The following is a 20,247-nucleotide window of genomic DNA, read 5'->3' as shown; positions in this document are numbered from 1 at the left end:
TCGGCCAGCCGATGTTCACCGAATACGTCTGGGGCCGCCAATACGGGGAGAACACGATCAACCCATGAGAACCACCGGCACAGCGATCAAACTCGGTGTCCTCTGGTCGGTGCTGGCGATGTTCACCGTGGTGATCATCGTGGTGTTCGGCCAGATGCGGTTCGACCGCACCACAGGGTATTCCGCGGTGTTCACCGACGCGAGCGGGTTGCGCGCCGGCCAGTTCGTCCGCGCGGCGGGGGTGGAGGTCGGCAAGGTCTCCAAAGTGACCCTGATCGCCGGGGACAGCCGCGTGCTGGTGGACTTCGCCGTGGACCGCTCGCTGCCGCTGGACCGGGCGACGACGGCCTCTATCCGCTACCTCAACCTCATCGGCGAACGCTACCTGGAACTGGGCCGCGGCGACAGCGGCGAGCGGCTGGCCCCGGGCGCCACGATCCCGGTCGAGCACACCCGGCCGGCGCTGGACCTCGACGCGCTGATCGGCGGGTTCCGCCCGTTGTTCAAGGCGCTGGACCCCGACAAGGTCAACGGCATCGCCCAGGCGATCATCACCGTGTTCCAGGGGCAGGGCGCGACCATCAACGACATCCTGGACCAGACCGCGTCGCTGACGGCGGCACTGGCCAACCGGGACAAGGCGATCGGCGAGGTCGTCACCAACCTGAACACCGTGCTGGCCACCACCGTCAAGCACCAGAAGGAGCTCGACGGGACGGTCGCGAACCTGGAACTGCTGATCACCGGGCTGAAGAGCCGGGCCGATCCGCTCGCCGCGGCGGCGGCAAACCTGAGCGACGCCGCGGGCACCCTGGCCGGCCTGCTGGCCGACGACCGGCCGGCGCTGCACGGCACCCTGGGACACCTCGAGGACGTCGCGCAGCCGCTCATCGACGACCTGCCCGCCCTCGACGACGTGCTCGAGAAGCTGCCTCAGGCCTACCGCATCATCGGCCGCGCCGGCGGCATCTACGGCGACTTCTACAACTTCTATCTCTGCGACATCGCCATCAAGCTCAACGGTTTACAGCCCGGCGGCCCGGTGCGCACCGTCAAGCTGTTCGGGCAGCCCACCGGGAGGTGCACGCCGCAATGAGAACGCTCACGGAGGTCAACCGCGGCCGCGTCGGGCTGATGGGCGCGCTGGTCACGCTGCTCGCCGTCGGGGTCGGGCAAAGCTTCACCAGCGTGCCGATGCTGTTCGCCACACCGACCTATTACGCGCAGTTCGCCGACACCGGCGGGATCAGCACGGGTGACAGGGTGGAGATCGCCGGGGTGAACGTCGGCCTGGTGCGCTCGCTGGTGATCCGGGGGGACAAGGTCCTGATCGGATTCTCGTTGCCCGGCAAACGGATCGGGACGCAGAGCCGCGTCGCGATCCGCACCGACACCTTCCTGGGCCGCAAGAACATGCAGATCCAGCCCCGCGGCTCGGAACCGTTGCGGCCGAACGGCATCCTCCCTTCGGGGCAGACCACCACGCCCTACCAGATCTACGACGCGTTCGTCGACGTCACGAAGGCGGCCACGGACTGGAACATCGACCTCGTCAAGCGGTCGCTGAACGTCTTGTCGGAGACCTTCGACCAGACCGCACCGCACCTGAGTGCGGCCCTCGACGGGGTGGCCAAATTCTCCGAGACCATCGGCGGGCGCGACGAGCAGATCAAGCAGTTGCTGGCCAACGCCAACAAGGTCGCCGGCGTGCTCGGTGACCGCAGCGAACAGGTCAACGGCCTGCTGGTCAACGCCGAGACGCTGCTGGGCGCCTTCCGGGAACGCAGCCAGGCACTCAGGATTCTGCTCAGCAACGTATCGACGGTGTCGGCCCAGGTGTCCGGTCTGATCAACGAGAATCCCCGCGCGCACCACGTGCTGGAGCAGTTGGGCACGGTCAGCGACGAGCTGGTCAAACGCAAGAACGAACTGGCCGATGTGCTGGTGCTGCTCAGCAGATACACCGCATCCCTGACCGAGGCTGTGGCTTCCGGGCCGTTCTTCAAGGCGATCGTGGCGAATCTGCTGCCCTACCAGGTCCTGCAGCCGTGGGTCGACGCGGCGTTCAAGAAGCGGGGCATCGACCCGGAGAACTTCTGGCGCGGCGCCGGGCTGCCGGCGTTCCGCTGGCCCGACCCCAACGGGACCCGGTTCCCCAACGGCGCGCCGCCGCCGGCGCCGCCGGTGTCGGAGGGCACTGCGGATCATCCGGGACCCGCCGTCCCGCCGGGATCGCCGTGTTCGTACGCGCCGCCGGCCGACACGTCGCCGCGGCCCGGAAACCCGCTGCCCTGCAAGGTATCCGAGCAAGGCCCCTTCGGTACCGTCGCGGGCGGTTTCCCCGCGCCCCTGGACGTCCAGGCGTCGCCGCCCAATCCCGGCGGGACGGCGCCCACACCGGGGATACCGAGTGCGGCGCGGCCCGGCGAGACGCCGCCGGACGTCCCGGGCACCCCCGTTCCGCTGCCGACGCACGCGCCGCCGGGGGCGCGCACCCAACCACTGACGGGTGGTGAGCGCCCATGAGCACCATCTTCGACATTCGCAACGTGCGGTTGCCGAAAGTGCCGGGCAGGGCACTGGTCGTCGGGGTGCTCGCGGTGGTGTTCGTCTGCATCGCGGCGGCCGCCGGGGTGCAGCTCTACCGGAAACTGACCAACACCACGGTCGTCGCGTACTTCCCCGAGACCCTCGCCCTCTACCCCGGCGACAAGGTCCAGATCATGGGGGTGCGGGTCGGTTCGATCGACGCGATCGAGCCGCTCGGCGACAAGATGCGAGTCACGTTGCACTACAGCAACAAGTACAAGGTGCCCGCCCGGGCCACGGCATCGATCCTGAACCCCAGCCTGGTGGCTTCGCGCACCATCCAGCTCTCACCGCCCTACACCGGCGGGCCGGTGCTCGAGGACGGCGCGGTGATCCCGATCGAGCGCACCCAGGTGCCCGTCGAGTGGGATCAGCTGCGCGACTCCATCAACGGGATCCTGCGCCAACTCGGCCCGACGGCCCGGCAGCCGACAGGGCCGTTCGGTGAGGTCATCGAAAAGGCGGCCGACAACCTGGCCGGAAAAGGCAAGCAGGTCAACGACACCCTGAACAACCTGTCACAGGCGCTGACCGCGCTGAACGAGGGCCGGGGCGACTTCGTCGCGATCACGCGAAGCCTCGCGCAGTTCGTCAGCGCGCTGTACCAGAACGATCGGCAGTTCGTCGCACTCAACGCCGACCTCGCCGAGTTCACCGGCTGGTTCACCAGATCCGACCATGAAGTGGCCGACACGGTGGGCCGGATCGACGACGTGCTGGCAACCGCCCGGAAGTTCGTCAGCGACAACCGGTCCGCGCTGGCGCACGACGTCGGCAACCTCGCCGACGTGACCACCACGATCCTGCAGCCCGAGCCGCGCGACGGCCTGGAAACCGCGCTGCACGTGTTGCCCACCTTCGCGGGCAACTTCAACAACCTCTACCACCCCCTGAACAGCTCCCTGGTGGGCCTGTTCGCGTTCCCGAACTTCGCCAACCCGCTTCAGTTCGTCTGCAGTGCCATCCAGGCCGGCAGCCGACTGGGCTATCAGGACTCGGCCGAGCTGTGCGCGCAGTATCTGGCGCCGGTACTGGACGCCATCAAGTTCAACTATTTTCCCGCCGGCGCGAACTTCTTCAACTCGCCGGCCACCCTGCCCAAGGAGGTGGCCTACTCCGAGGAACGGCTGCGCCCCCCGCCGGGGTACAAGGACACCACCGTCCCGGGGATCTTCGCGCGCGACACACCGTTTGCGCACGGCAACCACGAGCCCGGCTGGGTCGTCGCGCCGGGCATGCAGGGCACGCCGGTGCAGCCGCCCACGGCGAACATGCTGACCCCGGAATCGCTGGCCGAGCTCATGGGCGGCCCGGACGCGCCGCCCCCGCCGCCGGGTGTGACCATGCCCGGTCCGCCGAACGCCTATGACGAATCCAATCCGCTTCCGCCGCCCTGGTACCCGCAGCCCGCCCACCCGGGGCCGGGCCAGTGAGCGCGGTACGCGCGGCCCGTCGGCGACCGGCGTGGGTGCTGGCCGTCCTGCTGGTGCCGGTGCTGTTGACGTCGTGCACCTGGCGGGGCATCGCCAACGTGCCGCTGCCCATCGGCCAGGGCACGGGCGCCGACCACCTGACGATCTATGTGCAGATGCCGGACACGCTGGCGCTGAACACCAACAGCCGGGTACGGGTCGCCGACGTGTGGGTCGGCACGGTGCGTGCGATCAGGCTGAAGAACTGGATCGCGACCCTGACGTTGGACGTGGACCCCGGCGTGCGGCTGCCGGCCAACGCGACGGCGAAAATCGGTCAGACCAGCCTGCTGGGCACCCAGCACGTCGAGTTGGCCGCGCCGAAGAACCCTTCCCCGCAACGGTTGCGGAGCGGCGACACCATCCCGTTGAAGAACGCCTCGGCCTACCCCACCGTCGAGCGGACGTTGGCCAGCATCGCGGTGATCCTCAACGGCGGCGGGATTCCGAACCTCGACGCGATCCAATCCGAGGTCATCGACATCCTCGACGGCCACGTCGACCAGGTTCGCGAATTCCTCGGGCGCCTGGACACGTTCACCGCCGAACTGAACCGGCAGCGCGGCGACCTGACCCGGGCCATCGATTCGACCAACCAACTGCTGGCCATCGTCGCCGACCGTAAGGACACGCTGGAGCGGGTGCTCACCGAGATACCACCGCTGATAAAGCATTTCGCCGATACCCGCGCCTTGTTCGCCGACGCCACCGAGTCTCTGGGGCGGTTCAGCGACGCCGCCAACCGGGCGTTGGTCGCCACCCGGCCCAACCTGCACCAGAGTCTGGCGGCGCTGCAGCGGCCGCTCAAGCAGCTCGGCCGGGCCTCGCCGTACGTGGTGGGCGCGCTGAAGCTGGGCCTCACAGCACCGTTCAACATCGACGACGTGACGCAGGTGATCCGCGGCGACTACGTCAACGTGTCCGCCACGCTCGACCTGACCCTGTCCACCATCGACAACACCACGCTCAGCGGAACGGGTTTCTCCGGGGCCTTGCGGGCCCTCGAGCAGTCGTGGGGACGGGATCCGGAAACCATGATCCCCGACGTCCGCTACACGCCCAACCCGAACGACGCCCCGGGTGGGCCGCTGGTGGAAAGGGGTCGATGAAAGATGTTGACCCGCATGATCAAAACCCAGCTGGTGGTGCTGGCGGGGGTCGCCGTGGCCGCGGTGGTCGTGCTGGTCTGGTACTACCTGCAGATACCGAGCCTGGCCGGCGTCGGGCGCTACACGGTGTATGCCGAATTGCCGCAGTCGGGCGGCCTGTATCGCACGGCCAACGTCACCTACCGGGGCATCACCGTCGGCAAGGTGACCGGCGTCGAACCGACCCGGCGCGGCGCGCGGGCGGCGATGAGCATCGACGACCGCTACCAGGTCCCCGCCGACGCGTCGGCCAACGTCCACTCGGTCTCGGCGGTCGGCGAGCAGTTCATCGACCTGGTGTCGAGCCGCAACCGCGGGCCGTTCCTGCGCGACGGGCAGACGATCACCAAGACCACCGTGCCCAGCCAGATCGGCCCGGCGCTCGATGCCGCCAACGAGGGCCTGGCGGTGCTGCCCAAGGACAAGGTCGCCGCACTGCTCCACGAGACGGCCCAGGCCGTCGGTGGGCTCGGGCCGGCGCTGCGGCGGCTGGTCGACTCCGCCCAGGGCATCGCGCACGACTTCCGGGGCAGCCTCGACGACATCGACGACGTCATCGCGCGCTCGGCGCCGATCATCGACAGTCAGGCCGATTCCGGCGACAACATCGGGCGGTGGGCCGCCAATCTGAACACGCTGGCCGCGCAGACCGCACGGCAGGATCACGCGATACGCGACATCCTGGCCAACGCGGCGCCGACCGCCGAGCAGGTCGACGCCGCGTTCGGTGACGTGCGGGAGTCGCTGCCGCAGACGCTGGCCAACCTGGAGGTCGTGCTCGACATGCTTAAGCGCTATCACCACGGCGTCGAGCAGGCGTTGGTGTTCTTGCCGCAGTCGGCGTCCATCGCCCAGTCGGTGACGGCGCAATCTCCCGGCCAGGCCAACCTGGGCGTCGGCGCGATCGCGCTGAACCAGCCGCCGCCGTGCCTGACCGGATTCCTGCCGGCCTCCCAGTGGCGGGCACCGGCTGACACCACCATCGCGCCGCTGCCGGCCGGCACCTACTGCAAGATCCCCATGGACGCGGCGAATGTGGTTCGCGGAGCACGCAATTACCCGTGCGTGGACGTGCCCGGCAAGCGCGCCGCGACCCCGCGCGAGTGCCGAAGCCCCAAACCCTATGTGCCGATGGGTACCAATCCGTGGTACGGGGACCCCGATCAGATCCTCACCTGCCCCGCGCCGGGCGCGCGTTGTGACCAGCCGGTCAAGCCGGGCAACGTGATTCCGGCGCCGTCGGTCGATAACGGCCTCAACCCGCTGCCCTCGGACCGGGTGCCGGGCACGCCGCCGCCGCTCAGCGATCCGCTGCAGCGGCCGGGTTCGGGGACCGTCGAGTGCAACGGCCAACAGCCCAACCCGTGCGTCTACACTCCGAACGCCGTGCCGACCGCGCTGTACGACGTGCGTAGCGGCAAGGTCGTCGGGCCCGACGGTGTGGTGTATTCCGTGGAGAACTCGGGTCATCTCGGCGACGACGGGTGGAAGGAAATGCTCGGGCGGACGGGCTGATTCGGCCCCGGGTGACCGAAGCCGCGGGCGCCGACGTCAAGCCCCGGCTTCCGGATCGGGGGCGGCGCCCTCCTCGGCGTGGCCCGCATGCCCGCGCCACTTCCGGTATCCGCGCCGCGCCGCGAACGCGCCGACGATGGCGGTGACACACCACACCGCTATCGCCGAGTACGCCAACGGCGACGACAGGTTCCCGATCGACGCGCCCAGCACGGTGTAGACGAAAGCCCGGGGCAGCGAACCGATGAGCGCGCCGACGCCCATCTGCCACAACGGAACTCCGAACGCGCCGAACGCATAGGAGGCCAGCGCGTCGGAGAGGCCGGGGACGAACCGCTGACCGACCACCGCCCACAGCCCGCGGCGTTCGATCAGCGCGTCGAGCCGATCGGCGCGCGCCGGCCCCAGCAGCGCCCGCGCACTGGTGCGGCCGGCGCGGCGGCCGACGAAGGCGGCGACGACCGCGGTGCCCGCCGTGGCGCCCAGCGTCACGCCGATCCCCACAAAAGGCCCGAACACCAGCCCGCTGCCCGCGGCGAGCATCGGGCCCGGCACGAACACCGCGCCGAGCAGGGCCGCGGCCACGGCATAGGCCAGCGGCGCCGCCGGACCCGTCGCGGCGACCGCGCCGCGCACCCGCCCCACGTCGACGACATGCGCCACGGCCACCAGATAGAACAGCACGAGCAGAAAGACCGCGAACGCGGCGAGCCGCACGACGTGGCGCCGCCGCGGCGCCGGCGCGGATTCGTCTTCACCAACCATGTCGACCATGCTGACCGGAATTCTCACACCTGCGAGCCGGGCCGCGTGAGCGATCCCGGCGGCATGTTAGTGTCCGACGGGGTCGATTCGGGGAATGCAAAAGCCGGAAGGGGCTCGTGGACGTGGGTTCGAACATCACGTGGCACCAACACAGTGTCACCCGCGCCGACCGCGAACGCCTCAACGGCCACAAAGGGTGCGTGATCTGGTTCACCGGGCTGAGCGGCGCCGGCAAGAGCACGCTGGCCAACCTGGTGGATCGCAAACTCTACGAGCGGGGCGTCCGCAGCTATGTCCTGGACGGGGACAACGTCCGCCACGGTCTCAACGCCGACCCGCACACCCTGACCGCGACGCACGGCGAGGAATTCGCCGGTCGCTTCGGGCTGGACTTCTCCGCGCAGGCGCGCGAAGAGAACATCAGGCGAATCGGTGCGGTGGCGCAGTTGTTCTGCGACGACGGCATCGTGGCGCTGACCGGCTTCATCAGCCCCTATCGCCGCGACCGCGACCGGGTCCGCGCCTCACTGGGCGCGGGCGACTTCATCGAGATCTTCGTCGACTGCCCCCTCGAGGTGTGCGAGGAACGCGACCCCAAAGGCCTCTACAAGAAGGCCCGGGCCGGGGAGCTCAAGGGATTCACCGGAATCGACGACCCCTACGAGGCCCCGCTGAACCCCGAGATCAGGCTCGACGCGCAGAAGGACCCGGACCTGCTGGCCGAGGAAGTGGTTTCCTACCTCGAACAGGTGGGCGTCATTTCCGACGAGCCGGCCGTCTGAGCGTTCCGCGGCCTCAGCCCCGCAGTCGTTGCCGCAGTCCCGTCGCCCGCACGGCGCGGCGCCCGATCGCGGCACGCACCGCATCCGGTGACCCCACCACCCGGACCCTGGTCTTGGCGCGTGTCACGGCCGTGTAGAACAACTCCCGCGTCAGCAGCCGCGAATCCTGCGGCGGCAGCAGCACCGTCACCTCCTCGGCCTGGCTGCCCTGGCTCTTGTGAACGGTCATGGCGTGCATGGTCTCGACGTCACCGAGGCGGCTGGTCGCGAAGCTCGCCGCGCCGGCCGCGCCGGCGATGACGGCTCGCAGACCGTCCGGTCCGGCCACGGCGACACCGGTGTCGCCGTTGTAGACGCGCAGGCCGTAGTCGTTCGCCGTCACCAGCAGCGGGCGTCCCGCATACCAGTCCGACCACGGCGGCTGGCCCGTCTCCTCGCAGATCCAGCTCTGCACCGTGGCGTTCCAGTGGGCCACCCCGAAGGGCCCCCGCCGGTGCGCACACAGCAACCGGTGCTCGTCCAGCCGTGCCAGCGCGACGTCGGCGGCGCCGAGCAGGGCGGCTTCCCGCAGCCGCAGCGCGTGCGGGACCAGCACCGCACGCAGGCGCTGCGACGGGTCCTCGCCTTCGGCGCACTCGAGGAACTCGACGTCCGCGGCACCCGAGCGCAGCACCGACAGCGCCCGGTCGGCGTCCCCGACGCGGACCGCGTCGGCCAGTGCGCCGATCGATCCCCCGAAGCGGTGCGACGTGCGCAGCGCCGCGACGCGCACGTCGTCGCGCGCGGACAGGCCGTCCACCAGGTCGGCCAGCACCGCCCCGGCCTCCACCGACGCCAGCTGGTCGGCGTCACCGACGAGTACCAGCCGCGCGTCGGGGCGCACGGCCTCCAACAGTCGCGCCATCAGCGTCAGGGAGACCATCGACATCTCGTCGACGACGATCAGGTCGTGCGGCAGCCGGTTGGAGCGGTCGTGGCGAAACCGGGTCGAGCTGTCGGGCCTGGAACCGAGCAGGCGGTGCAGCGTGACCGCGTTCAGTTCGGCCAGCCGAGCGCGATCGACCGCGGCAAGCCCGGCCAACTGATCGGCCACCGCCTCCTGCAGCCGGGCGGCGGCCTTGCCGGTCGGCGCGGCCAGCGCGATGCGGGGCCGCGGCTCCCCGGCGAGCTCGGCCCGTTCGGCGGCCAGCGCCAGCAGCCGCGCGATCGTCGTCGTCTTGCCGGTGCCGGGGCCGCCCGTGAGCACCGTGACCGGTTGACACAGCGCGATTTCGGCGGCCCGGCGCTGTTCGGGGTACGCGGCGGGGAAGAGTCGCTCGGGGGCGGGCGCAGCGGGCGCCGGCCCCCGGGCCAGCAGCGCGAGCAGGTCGTCGCGCACCTGCGTCTCCTCGCGCCAGTACCGGTCGAGGTAGAGCAGCCGGTCCGCGTCCAGGCGCAGGACCGGCGGCTCACCGAGCAACGGGCTGGCCCGCACCGCCGACAGCCACGCCGGGGCGTCGGGCCACGGCAACCCGGCAGAGCCCACGGTCTCGGCGGCCGTCGGCAGATCCAGGCACACCGACCCGCCCCGCAGCGCGCGCACGACCAGGGCCACCGCGAGCGCCACCCGCTCGTCGGGCTCCTTGCCCAGGGCGCAGAGCCGCTGTGCCACATGGATGTCGGAGACATCCAGAACGCCGGCCTCGTTGAAGGCCCGCAGCGCGCCGGTGGCGCCGATGGCGACCTCCGTTTCGGTGGTCGTCACGCGGCCCGCCTCCCCTCGTCGAGCAGATCCGACAGCGCGGTCACCAGCCCGGCCGGTGGCCGCCAGCTGAAGACGCCGCACGGGTGCCCGTCGACCACCGGGGTGTCCACTCCGCACATGCCCCGCACGTAGAGGTACAGCACCCCGCCCAGGTGCGTCCGGGGGTCGTAGCCGGGCAGGCGCCACCGCAGAAAACGGTGCGCAACAACGACATACAGCAGCGCCTGCAGTGGGTAGTCCGAATGCAGCATCGCCTCGGCCAGCCGCGCGAACCCGTAGTCGGAGGCGCTGTCGCCCAGCTGGTTGGTCTTGTAGTCGACGACCAGGTACCGCTGCCCGGGCAGCCGCAGCACCGCGTCGATCGAGCCCGCCAGGTACCCGCGCAGCGGCTGCGCCCCCCACCCCGCCGACATCAGGCGGTCGGCGTAGGCCGCCAACGGGTCGGCGGCGTCCAGGTGCTCGCCCAGCAGCTCACCCACGTCGCGCAGGTGGACATCGGGGGCACCGCCGCGCAGGTCGCCCCCGGCCAGCGGGATCTCGAAGTCCATCTCCCGCAGGCGGTCCCGCACCCCGATCCGCCGCAACGTCGCGCCGGGGGCCAGCGGTCCCAACGGCGTGTCGTGCATCGGCACCAGCGCGGCGCCCAGTGCGTCGGCGTCGGCGTCGACCGGCCACCACGCCGACTGCCGCCGCACCTGCTCCGTCAGCTCGGCGGCCAGGTCGGGCGCCGACGGGTCGGCCGTCTCGAGCACCGCGTGCACCAGCGAGCCGAACGCCGCCCCGGCCGGCATCGCGGCCAGCGGGGAGGCCGGATCCCCGGCGCCGCCGGCGCCGGGCACCGTGACGACGACCGCGTCCACCTCGTCGTCGCGCGCGCCGGTCTCGGGCTCGCTCGCCACGCCGAGCACCTCGGCCCCGCGCACCAGCGCCGAATACGACGTGCGCCGCCACGCGGTGTCGATCGTCCGGTGAAAGTGACGCACCGCCAAGTCCCCTGCGCGGACCGGACTTCGGGCCGCGGCGGCCGTGACGATCTCGGACTCCTCCACCGACGGGCCGCCCGCGGCCTCCCAGCGCCTGAACACCGCCCAGGCGTCCGCGTCGCTGATCCGCGGTGCGCACTGGTCCGGCACCTCCGCATCGTTCGGGGCGCGACCCCGCAACAGCCGCGAGAGGCCGCCGTTGACCTCGTCGCGGGTCGGCGCCCACCATGCCACCACCTGGGAGCATGCCCGGGTGAGCGCGACGTAGGTGAGCCGGATGTTGGCGCGCGCTTCCTCGGTGCGGTGCAACTCCTCGACCGCCTGGCGTTGCGGGCCGCGGCTCTTGCCGCCGACGTACAGGCAGCGGGCGTCGTCGTGGTCGTGATAGAGCAGGATGTCGCCGGTGCCGACGTAGCGGTTGAACGTGAACGGCAGGTACACGATCGGAAACTGCAGACCCTTGGCCACGAACACCGTCATGATCTGCACGGCCGCGGCGTCGCTGTCGAGGCGGCGGTCGCGTTCGGCGACGCCCCTGCGGGCGTCGCAGTGACGCCGCAGCCAGTCCCGCAGCGCGGGCAGGCCCAGGTGCTCGCGGTGCGCCGTCTCGTGCAGCAACTGCGCGATGTGGGCCAGATCGGTCATGTGGCGTTCACCGCCGCGCTCGCCCAGCACGCGACGGCCCAGGCCGGCCAGTTGCGCGGCCTCGAACACCGCCGCCACCCCGCGTCGGCGGGCGTGGTCGGCCCATTCGCGCAACGTGCCGGCCACCCGGTCGGTCAACGCATCACCCTCGGCGGCAAGGTTTTCGGCGGTCGCACCGAAGAACATCGTGCAGGCCGCGGCGCGGACCAGTCCGCTGCGCTGCGGCGCGTCGAAGGCCTCCAGCAGGCACAGCCAGTCTTCGGCGGCCCGGGACTTGAAGACATCGGTGTCGCCGGTGTAGACGGCCGGCACGCCCGCGCCGGCCAGCGCGTCACGGCACGCGCGCGCGTCCTCGTGCCGCTCGACGATCACCGCGATGTCACCCGCCCCGACGGGCCTCCCGTCATAGGTCGCCTCCCCGGCCAGCAGGGCCGCGATGTCGGCGGCCAGGTCTTTCGGGATGTGGCCGCGCAGCGCGTCGATCGGGATGGTGTCGGTGCCGGTGTAGCCCAGGGCGGGGCGGGTGACGACGCGCAGCCGAAACGGCGCGTTGTGCGGTGCGCCGGCCAGCCGGTGCCCGTCGTGGTGGGCGCGGATGTCGCGCACGACGATGTCCGGGTGGCCCAGCGTCGCGCCGCGCAGCACGGTCTGCAGGCTGTCGACGAGGACCTTGTCGCTGCGCCAGTTGACGTCCAGCGTGTAGCGCGCCCCGGCGCTGCGGGCCGCCCTGAGGTAGGTGTAGATGTCGCCGCCGCGGAAGCCGTAGATGGCCTGTTTCGGGTCGCCGATCAGGATCAGCGTGGCGCGCCCGGCGAACGCGCACTCGAGCACCCGCCACTGGACGGGGTCGGTGTCCTGGAACTCGTCGACCAGCACGATCCGCCAGCGTCGCCGCATCCGGTCGCGAGCCGGGGAGTCCGGTGCGTCGAGCGCCTTCGCGAGCCGGGTGAGCAGGTCGTCGTAGCTGAGGATGCGCAACCGGCGCTTGCGGTGTTCGAGCTCGACCCCGACGGCGGCGGCGAAGCGCAGCCGTACCTCGGCCGCCCCGCCCGGCTCGGGATCGAGCGGGCGCAGCTGCGCGCACGGGTCGCCCACCACGGTGCGGGCCAGGCCCAGCGCCTCCTGGTATTTCAGCAGCGGGTCGCCCTCTTGACGGCCGAACTCCGCGAGGTAGAGATCGTCGACGATCTCACGGATCAGGTCGTCGAGGTTCTCCTGCAACCGGACGCCGATGGCGGTGTCGCCGGCGACGCCGAGGGATTTCAGCACCGCGCCGCAGAACTCGTGCGTCGTGGCGATGGTGGCCGCGTCGAAGTTCGCCAGCGCGTCGCGCAGCCGCGCCCGCCGCAGGGCGCGCTCGCCGGCATCGACGCCCACCAGGTGGGCGACCAGATCGCTGCCGGGCGGCACCCGGCCCGCCAGCGCGGCGATCGCCTTCACGATCTGGTCGCGCACCCGGTCGCGCAGTTCCCGGCTGGCGTTGCGGTTGAAGGTGATCAGCAGCATCTCGTCGAGTGTCGCGCCGGTCTCGGCGAGATAGCGGGTCACCAGCCCCGCCAGCGCGAACGTCTTTCCGGTGCCGGCGCTGGCCTCCAGCACGGTGGTGGAGGCCTCGGGCGGCAGCGCACCCATCAGGTCGAAGCGGTCCATCACGGGTTCCTCTCGCCGGCCAGCAGGGGCAGCCACACCCGCGCCGCCAGCGCGCCCAGCCGGGTGTCCTCGCCGGGTGCCTCCTCGCCCGGGCGGGGCGCGCCCAGCAGCACCGAGAGCGGCGCGCCCTTGCCCCACACCCGCACGTGTGCCCGCTCGGCGTCGTCGCCGGGGTGAAAGCCCGTGCTGCGCCACTTGTCCTGGGCGGCCGCGCGGGGATCCTCGCCGTCGCGGCGGGCCTCGGCCCACGCGCAGGACGTCTTCAACGGCAGCGGCAGCGGCTCCCGCCGACCCGTGTCGTAGAGCGCCACCAGGTCGCGCAGCACCCCCACCGGGTCCGGCGGTGGCACGAAAAGCCGTTGCGCGATCCGGTTCTTGCTCTTACCGCGGCCGATGCACAGCGCCGTCCAGCGGCCCCCCGGCCGCTGCGCCGCCAGCGCGACCAATCCGATCCACGACACCAGCACGTGCTTGGGCGCCAGCTTCGAGTAGCTCACCGCCACCGAGCGCGGGCCGAAAACCGGTGTGAGCGTGCCGGTGAGCCGGCGGCCGCCGCCCAGGGCGACGTCGACGTCGTGCGCGTCGTCGTCGCCGTCGCGATACCGCAGTGCCTCCACCGCCAGGTCGTGCGCGCGGTCGCGGATCTCCGTCGCCTTGCGCATGCCGAGCCGGCCCGGTGGCAGCGTCCCGCGACGCCACTCGGCATTGGCCGCGGCGTCCGGATGCATGCCGTGCAGCATGTCGCGCAGCATCCGCTCGCCGACCGTCCACTCCTCGAGCGCGTCGATCTCCACCGGCATCGCGTCCTCGACGGTGTCGACGTCCCACGGCAGCGTGCAGTCCAGCGCGCGGAAGAACCCCTTGACCGGGTCTTTGAAGAAATCCAGCAGGTCGGCCAGCGAGACGTCGGTGGGAGACACCGCCGGCAGCGGACCGCTGATGAAACCAGTTGGCGCACAGCGCTTCCCGGCCGCGGCTTCGGCCGCTGCCAGTGCGGCGGGGTCGAACGTGAACGGCCGGCCGGGAACCAGGTCGCCCGGCCTGACGTTCCGGACGTCGAAGGGCTGCAGCGGATGACGGGTCACGACCTGCTCGCGCACCGGCGCCTGCGTCGTCCGGTCCAGCGCGTCGAGCACCTCGGCCAGCGGCACCGCCGGCGGGCACGGGTGGCCGGTGTGCTCGTCGGCGCCGGTGTAGGTGATCACCAGGGTTTCGGTGGCCGCGCCGATGGCGTCGAGCAGCAACTGCCGGTCCTCCGAACGGATATCGCGCTCGCCGGTCCGCGGGTCACGGTCCAGCGCGTCGTCGCCGTCGGGGACGTGATGGCGGGGGAACACCTTGTCGTCGAGCCCGACCAGGCATACCACCCGGTGCGGCACCGAGCGCATCGGCACCATGGTGCACACGGTCAGCGTGCCGGTGCGGAAGTTGGCCCGGGTGGGCCGCCCGGCCAGGTGCTGATCGAGCAGGGCGCGGGCGTCGGCCAGCAGCAGCGGCGTCGAACCACGAGAACCTGCCTGCCGCAACACCTCCGAGAACTCCCGCTGCAGCTGGGGTTCCTGCCAGGTCTCCGCGGGGCGGGTCAGCATGCCGACTCCCTCGGTCAGCGCGTCCAGCCAGCCGGTCAACGGCTTGGTGCCACTGAGGTTTTCGGTGACGTGGTGCAGCCGCCCGACGAATTCGGCCAGCCGCCCGGCCAATTCCACCTCGTTGCTGCCGACGTCGTCGAGCGGCAGCGCGGTGTCCAGCCACGCCCGCGAGTCGTCGGACATGGCCACACCGGTCAGGACGCGGTCCAGGCCGAAACGCCAGGTGTTGTGCACGACGTGGCCGAGCCCGTACGGCCGGCGGTGCTGCTGGTCGAAACCCCATCGGATGTTGGATTCGCGCACCCAGTCGGTGATCGCGTCGAGGTCCTCGTCGGTGAGCCCGAACCGCGCGCGCACCGGGGCGGCCTGCGCGAGGTTGAGCACCTGGCCGGCGGTGGCCCGGGTGCCGGCGAGGGCGAGCAGTTCGGCGGCGACGCCGAGCAGCGGGTTGGTCTGGGTCAGCGCACGGTCGGCCAGCCTGACCCGTAGCTGGTGCGACGGGTGGCCCTGGCCCGCCGCTTCGCCGAGCCCGAAGCCGGCGACGAACAACGGCGCGTAGCTCTCGATGTCCGGGCACATCACCACGATGTCGCGGGGCTGCAGGGTCGGGTCGTCGTCGAGCAGGCCCAGCAGCACCTCGCGCAGCACGTCGATCTGACGGGCCGGGCCGTGACAGGCGTGCACCTGCACCGAGCGATCGCCGGGGCGCAGCGCGCGTCCCCCGGGCCGGAGCGCGTTGGCCTCGATGTCGGATTGCAGCCAGCCCAGCAGGGTGTCGGATCTGGTTGCGGTGCCCAGGAATTCGTCGGTGGCCGGGTCGGCGGGCAGCGAGCGCTGAAGCTCGCGCAGGTCGCGCCCCAGCGTCTCGAGCAGCGGGTGGTGCGCCGCGCCGCGGCTGCCGTCCTCGCGGCGGGGCACCACGCCGTGCAGCCCGTCGAGTGCCCGCCACAGCGGGTCGCTGGGGTGCGGCAGCCACAGGTGCAGGTCGTGGTGGGCGGACAGCGCCCCGAGCAGTTCGATGTCGGTGCGCGCCAGCCGGGTGTGCCCGAACAGCGACAACCGGGCCGGCAGGTCGGCCGGGCCCGCGCGCAGCCGGGCCACCGTCTTCTCGTGCCGGACGTGCGGGGGATCGGCCGGCGCGACGGCCACCAGTGCCCGCCACAGCTGCGGCTGCCAGGCCAGGTCGGCCTCCACGTCGCCGGCGCCGCCGTGCAGCCACCCGGCCAGCAGCCGTGGACGTTGCCGGGCGTAGGAGGCGAACAGGCCGGCCAGCCGGCGCGCCACCGCGTAGCGGCGGGCCCGGCGCAGTTCGGCCTCCATCTCGTCGGTGTCGAAGTGGCCCAGATGCGTTGCCAGGGTCCGGCACCACGGCTCGTCCAGCGAGCAGTCGATCACCTGCAGCAGCGGCCAGGTCATCGCCTCCGGCGACCACGGATCGTCGTCGGCGCGGCCGGGGACTCCGCAGAGCTCGGCGACCAGCGCGCCGGGGCTGCGGAACGCGACCGCGGCGCACACCCCGTCGCCGCGACCCGGCCTGCGGCCCAGCACGCGCGAGAGCCGCTGGCTCAGCCAGCGTTCCACGCCCCGGGCCGGCACCAGCACCAGCTCCTCGGCGAACGGGTCCGGCAACGGGTCGGCCAGCAGGGCCGCGAGCCCGTCGGCCAGCAGGTCGGTGCGCCCGGCACGGTGCAGATGAAGCGCCATCGGCTGCACATTAGCTGCCGGCGCCGACACGGCGGGGAGGTTCTGCCCCACGGGGATCGACGGCGCCGGGGGGACTACGAGGTGTACCGCCCGTGGTGGCAACAGCGCGTCGTCGACTTGGGCGGCCGGATGGGCTTCGTGCGGCTGGCGCGCGCGACCGGCGTGCCGATCGTGCCGGTGGCCGCCGTGGGCGGGCAGGAGACGGCGCTGTTCCTCGCCCGCGGGCAGGGATTGGCCATGCTCCGACGGGGGGCAGCGTACGCCCGCTTCGCCGCCCGCGCGCCGGTCGCGGGAGTGCATGCTGGGGCCATGAACCGACACGAACTCACCGAACAGATCGTCCTGGCCCGCCTGGCGCGGGGCCTGAGCTGGCAGCAGTTGGCCGACGCCATCGGCAGACCGGTCGTGTGGACCACGTCCGCCCTGCTCGGCCAGCAGCCGGTGCCCGCCGAGTTCGGCGAAATCCTGGTGGAGATGCTCGGCCTGGACGCATCGGCGGTGCCGGTGCTGGCCGCTCCGCCGATGCGCGGCGGGCTCCCGACCGCGGTGCCGACCGACCCGACGATCTACCGCTTCTACGAGGCGCTGCAGGTGTACGGCGGCGCCCTCAAGGAGCTGATCCACGAGCAGTTCGGCGACGGGATCATGAGCGCGATCAACTTCAGCGTCGACCTGCACAAGAAACCGCACCCGTCCGGGGACCGCGTCGTCGTGACGTTCGACGGCAAATTCCTCCCATACCAATGGGTTTCAGCGGAGGACTGAGTGCCGGGCAGGCCACATCCGTCCCCCTCCTCATTTCCGCCTCCCCTGACGTGTTCGCCGCCCGTCGAGGGATACGCCGGGTGGCGTGACGAGATCGCGCCGACGTGCCAGACTTCTTGACGGAGGAGGTGGTTGGGGGCGGCTGCCCCGCAGCCGCCCCTTTCCTCACAAGCCGCAGTCCTACAGCCCGAACTCGGCTTCGATCCCGTCGATCCCGGCGCGAATGGCCTGTAGCGCATCGGCGCGGGCGCGCAACTTGGTCGCGGCGTGGGCCCGCTGGTGCAGGCCGGCGAATTCGCGCGCGGCTTCCCGGGCGCGGCTGAGCACCATCTCGGGCAGCACGATCTCGTCGACGAAGCCGGCTGCCAGCGCGGTCTCTCCGAAGAACGTCTTGGCCAGGACGGTGGCCTGCTGGTACGCCGAACGCGTCAGCCGCAGCTTCATGATCTCGAGGGCCGCATACGGGATGGTCATGCCGATTGCGACCTCGTTGGCCTGGATGTTGTAGGCGTGGGCGGCCACGCGGTGGTCGCCGGAGGACAGCAGGAAGGCCCCCATCGCGATGGCGTGGCCGGTGCAGGCCATCACCACCGGCTTCGGGTAGGACAGCAGCCGATGCGCCAGTTCGAAGCCGCCCCGCAGCATGTCGATCGCCGGTTGCACCTCGCCGGAAGTGAGGATCTTCAAATCGAAGCCGCCACTGAAGACCCGGTCGTTGCCGGCGATCACCACCGCCCCGGCGTTCTCCCGGTCGGCCCGGTCGATCGCCTCGCCGATCGCCTGCTGCATCGCCGGGCCCAGCGCGTTGACCTTGCCGTCATCCATCCGGATGACGGCGACGGAATCCTCGAGGCTGTAGACGACCGGGCCGCTCACTGGGTGCTCCTTCGATACGGACAGCGGAGTCGATTGAATCAGATCGACCGTCGAGCGCCCCGTCGGACCGGGTGTCACACGTGCTGACCGCGGTGCCTGCCCAGTTCGTCCCGGCGTCGCCCCAGCGCAGGCTGACGTCGGGGGGCTGGTCGAGCTGTCGGGGACGCCACCTGTCCTGGGTCTCGCACACGGCGCCGTTGATCCGTTCGATCCCGTCGCGGAACACCTCGGGCCGCGTCTTCTTGCTCGCATAGTGGGAGTTAGGTCAAGAGACCGCGCAGCAACTCCAGCTTCTGCTTCTCCCGCTTCGCCGGGTCGTGCGTCGTCAGCAGTTCGATCCGCTGAACGGGGGGCAGGGCGTCCCAGTCCAGCTCCACCCTCGTTTCCAGCGGCACCCGATGGGGCTGCCGCAGCCGCCAGCCGCGCGGCCGGCCGTTCGGGACGGTCGTTGTAGGTCACGGTGCCGGTGCCGCGCGACTCGATGCCGTGCCCGATCTCGGCAAGGTCGAGCGCCGAATCCCACACCATCCGCCACTCCTGGCCCGGGGCGAGTACGGGCAACTCCCGCGGCAGTTGCAATTCCACGACGTTGGCATGGCCGTCGGCGGCATTCTCGTATTCGGCCACAGTCGGCGGTTTGGGGAAGGAGAACCGTCGTTCGCCGGGTCGATCGTAAATGCTTCCGGACACCGCCGACCGGGGAACTCTTCGACGGGATCGCGCGCCGCGGTGTCGCTCAGCCGCCCATCAGCATTCGCCACTGCTCGAGATCGGCGGCGCGGTACACGTAATTGGAACGCTTGACCTCCGACAACGATGCGCTCGGGTCGGCCGAGTACCAGTGCCCCGGAAACACCGTCGGATCGCCGGGCAGCGTGGCGAGCCGCTGCAGGCTGCGGTACATCTCGTCGGAGTTTCCACCGGGGAAGTCCGTGCGCCCGCAGCCGTCCAGGAACAACGTGTCGCCGGCGACCAGTCGGCCGTCGAGCAGGAAGCACTGGCTGCCCGGCGTGTGTCCCGGGGTGTGCAGCAGCTCGATCGCGATGTCGCCGACGGTGACCTTGTCGTGGTCCTCATGGGTGGTCAGGTCGCCCATCCCGATCCCGGTCACGCGCGAGACCCACTGTGCCTCATGGGTGTTCACGTGCACGGGCACGGCCTTGCGATCCAGTAGCTCGGCCAGGCCCTTCAACTCGAAGCCCATCATCGAACCGCCCACGTGGTCGGGATGATGGTGGGTGACCAGGACCCCGGACAGGTGCATGCCGTCGGCCTCCAGCGTGTCGGCAAGGTCGCCGGCGGCGTAGGCCGGGTCGACGACGACGCAGTCACCGGTCTGTCGATCGCCGATCAGGTAGGCGAAATTGCGCATCTGCGTCGCGACCACATCGCCGGCGGCGAAGTCGCGACCGGAGAGCAGTTGACGGAAGTAGAGACGGTCCTCTGACACCCCATCAGACTAGGGCTCGCCCGGGATGCGCCGACCGCAGCCGTGCGGCAGCGCCGGCGACGTGCTCGGCCGACGCCCCGTGAGTCTCGATTGCGCTTGTATGCACTGGGTATTGTTGGCGCATGAAGAAGAAGGTCGAGATCGTGATCGACACCGACCTGGTCGATGAGGCTATTCGTCGATACGGCCTGGCAGACACGCGCGAAGCCGTCCACCTCGCGCTGCGGACCCTGCTCAACGAGGGTGGTGCCGGGGAGGGCGAACCACCCGACGAGGAGTACGACGAGTTCAGCGACCTCCGCGCGTGGGAACCCCGCCGCAGCGAGAATCGGGGGTGATCCTCGTCGTCAGCCCGTTGTTCCGCCGTCGGGCGGTTCTCGTCGCCCGGCTGCGCAATCCGCACGTGGTTTGGTGAGGTCGCGAGCCGGGTTGTACCCTCTTCTAGGCCCGCGGCATCACCGGTCGATTCGGGTGAACGGCCCCCTTAGCTCAGTCGGCAGAGCGTTTCCATGGTAAGGAAAAGGTCAACGGTTCGATTCCGTTAGGGGGCTCGGCGGACGCCGGGCAGGC

Annotated in this window: 15 protein-coding genes, 1 tRNA gene and 2 pseudogenes; 11 read left to right on the top strand and 7 right to left on the bottom strand. The window is 71.0% G+C overall.

What is annotated here, in order from left to right; all coding sequences use genetic code 11:
* The 6 genes from AC2VOR_RS11180 to AC2VOR_RS11155 all read left to right on the top strand — a co-directional run.
* Window positions 1-68: hypothetical protein (locus AC2VOR_RS11180; protein ID WP_486963796.1), on the top strand; the 68-nt coding region annotated here is incomplete at its 5' end.
* Entirely contained in the window at window positions 65-1,096 is a 1,032-nt protein-coding gene (locus AC2VOR_RS11175; RefSeq protein WP_486963795.1) for an MCE family protein, read from the top strand. The genes AC2VOR_RS11180 and AC2VOR_RS11175, both read left to right, overlap by 4 nt.
* Window positions 1,093-2,526: a virulence factor Mce family protein gene (locus AC2VOR_RS11170; protein WP_486963794.1), complete on the top strand. Its 1,434-nt coding sequence runs from the start codon at window positions 1,093-1,095 to the stop codon at window positions 2,524-2,526. Before AC2VOR_RS11175 ends, AC2VOR_RS11170 begins: the two co-directional genes overlap by 4 nt.
* Window positions 2,523-4,022, top strand: a complete 1,500-nt coding sequence (locus tag AC2VOR_RS11165) for a virulence factor Mce family protein (RefSeq protein ID WP_486963793.1) — start codon at window positions 2,523-2,525, stop codon at window positions 4,020-4,022. The genes AC2VOR_RS11170 and AC2VOR_RS11165 overlap by 4 nt, the downstream gene beginning before the upstream one ends.
* Before the next feature lie 35 nt (window positions 4,023-4,057).
* Window positions 4,058-5,170: a virulence factor Mce family protein gene (locus tag AC2VOR_RS11160; RefSeq protein WP_369741759.1), complete on the top strand. Its 1,113-nt coding sequence runs from the start codon at window positions 4,058-4,060 to the stop codon at window positions 5,168-5,170.
* 3 nt (window positions 5,171-5,173) lie between these two features.
* Complete coding sequence (locus tag AC2VOR_RS11155; protein ID WP_369740714.1) at window positions 5,174-6,724, top strand: MCE family protein; 1,551 nt, start codon at window positions 5,174-5,176, stop codon at window positions 6,722-6,724.
* Between the two features lie 36 nt (window positions 6,725-6,760).
* Here the strand turns inward: AC2VOR_RS11155 and AC2VOR_RS11150 are convergent, their stop codons facing one another.
* Window positions 6,761-7,489, bottom strand: a complete 729-nt coding sequence (locus AC2VOR_RS11150; RefSeq protein ID WP_369740712.1) for a TVP38/TMEM64 family protein — start codon at window positions 7,487-7,489, stop codon at window positions 6,761-6,763.
* A 122-nt stretch (window positions 7,490-7,611) separates the two neighbouring features.
* Here AC2VOR_RS11150 and cysC point away from each other — a divergent pair, with 122 nt between their 5' ends.
* Window positions 7,612-8,271 carry an adenylyl-sulfate kinase gene (cysC, locus tag AC2VOR_RS11145; RefSeq protein WP_369740711.1) on the top strand — a complete coding sequence of 220 codons (660 nt, stop codon included), beginning with the start codon at window positions 7,612-7,614 and terminating at the stop codon, window positions 8,269-8,271.
* 13 nt (window positions 8,272-8,284) lie between these two features.
* On the opposite strand, the gene recD is transcribed toward cysC, so the two are convergent.
* The 3 genes from recD to recC are packed head-to-tail and all read right to left on the bottom strand — an operon-like array spanning window position 8,285 to window position 16,586.
* Complete coding sequence (gene recD / locus AC2VOR_RS11140) at window positions 8,285-10,015, bottom strand: exodeoxyribonuclease V subunit alpha (RefSeq protein ID WP_369740710.1); 1,731 nt, start codon at window positions 10,013-10,015, stop codon at window positions 8,285-8,287.
* Window positions 10,012-13,293 (bottom strand): exodeoxyribonuclease V subunit beta, encoded by a 3,282-nt coding sequence (gene recB / locus AC2VOR_RS11135; RefSeq protein WP_486963792.1) that lies wholly within the window; start codon window positions 13,291-13,293, stop codon window positions 10,012-10,014. The genes recD and recB overlap by 4 nt, the downstream gene beginning before the upstream one ends.
* Window positions 13,293-16,586: an exodeoxyribonuclease V subunit gamma gene (recC, locus tag AC2VOR_RS11130; RefSeq protein ID WP_369740709.1), complete on the bottom strand. Its 3,294-nt coding sequence runs from the start codon at window positions 16,584-16,586 to the stop codon at window positions 13,293-13,295. Before recC ends, recB begins: the two co-directional genes overlap by 1 nt.
* Before the next feature lie 69 nt (window positions 16,587-16,655).
* Here recC and AC2VOR_RS11125 point away from each other — a divergent pair.
* Together AC2VOR_RS11125 and cynS are read left to right on the top strand one after the other, a co-directional pair.
* Window positions 16,656-16,829, top strand: a pseudogene (locus tag AC2VOR_RS11125) (glycerol acyltransferase); the annotation flags it as partial.
* Window positions 16,830-16,895: 66 nt separating this feature from the next.
* The gene (cynS, locus tag AC2VOR_RS11120; protein WP_369741758.1) at window positions 16,896-17,351 is read left to right on the top strand and encodes a cyanase; all 456 of its coding nucleotides are present in this window, start codon (window positions 16,896-16,898) and stop codon (window positions 17,349-17,351) included.
* 180 nt (window positions 17,352-17,531) lie between these two features.
* On the opposite strand, the gene AC2VOR_RS11115 is transcribed toward cynS, so the two are convergent.
* The 3 genes and pseudogenes from AC2VOR_RS11115 to AC2VOR_RS11105 form a co-directional block, all read right to left on the bottom strand.
* The gene (locus AC2VOR_RS11115) at window positions 17,532-18,227 is read right to left on the bottom strand and encodes a crotonase/enoyl-CoA hydratase family protein (RefSeq protein ID WP_369740707.1); all 696 of its coding nucleotides are present in this window, start codon (window positions 18,225-18,227) and stop codon (window positions 17,532-17,534) included.
* 74 nt (window positions 18,228-18,301) lie between these two features.
* Window positions 18,302-18,881 (bottom strand): annotated as a pseudogene (locus AC2VOR_RS11110) (hypothetical protein); the annotation flags it as partial.
* Window positions 18,882-18,963: 82 nt separating this feature from the next.
* Entirely contained in the window at window positions 18,964-19,677 is a 714-nt protein-coding gene (locus tag AC2VOR_RS11105; protein ID WP_369740706.1) for an MBL fold metallo-hydrolase, read from the bottom strand.
* 122 nt (window positions 19,678-19,799) lie between these two features.
* On the opposite strand from AC2VOR_RS11105, the gene AC2VOR_RS11100 reads away from it, so the two are divergent.
* Together AC2VOR_RS11100 and AC2VOR_RS11095 are read left to right on the top strand one after the other, a co-directional pair.
* Complete coding sequence (locus AC2VOR_RS11100; RefSeq protein WP_369740705.1) at window positions 19,800-20,015, top strand: type II toxin-antitoxin system VapB family antitoxin; 216 nt, start codon at window positions 19,800-19,802, stop codon at window positions 20,013-20,015.
* A 140-nt stretch (window positions 20,016-20,155) separates the two neighbouring features.
* Window positions 20,156-20,228, top strand: a tRNA-Thr gene (locus AC2VOR_RS11095).
* Window positions 20,229-20,247 lie beyond the last annotated feature (19 nt).

The organism is Mycobacterium sp. TH-M103, assembly GCF_057473785.1.
Note: the sequence above shows the minus strand (reverse complement) of the source record. Positions and strands in the feature narration are given on the sequence as shown.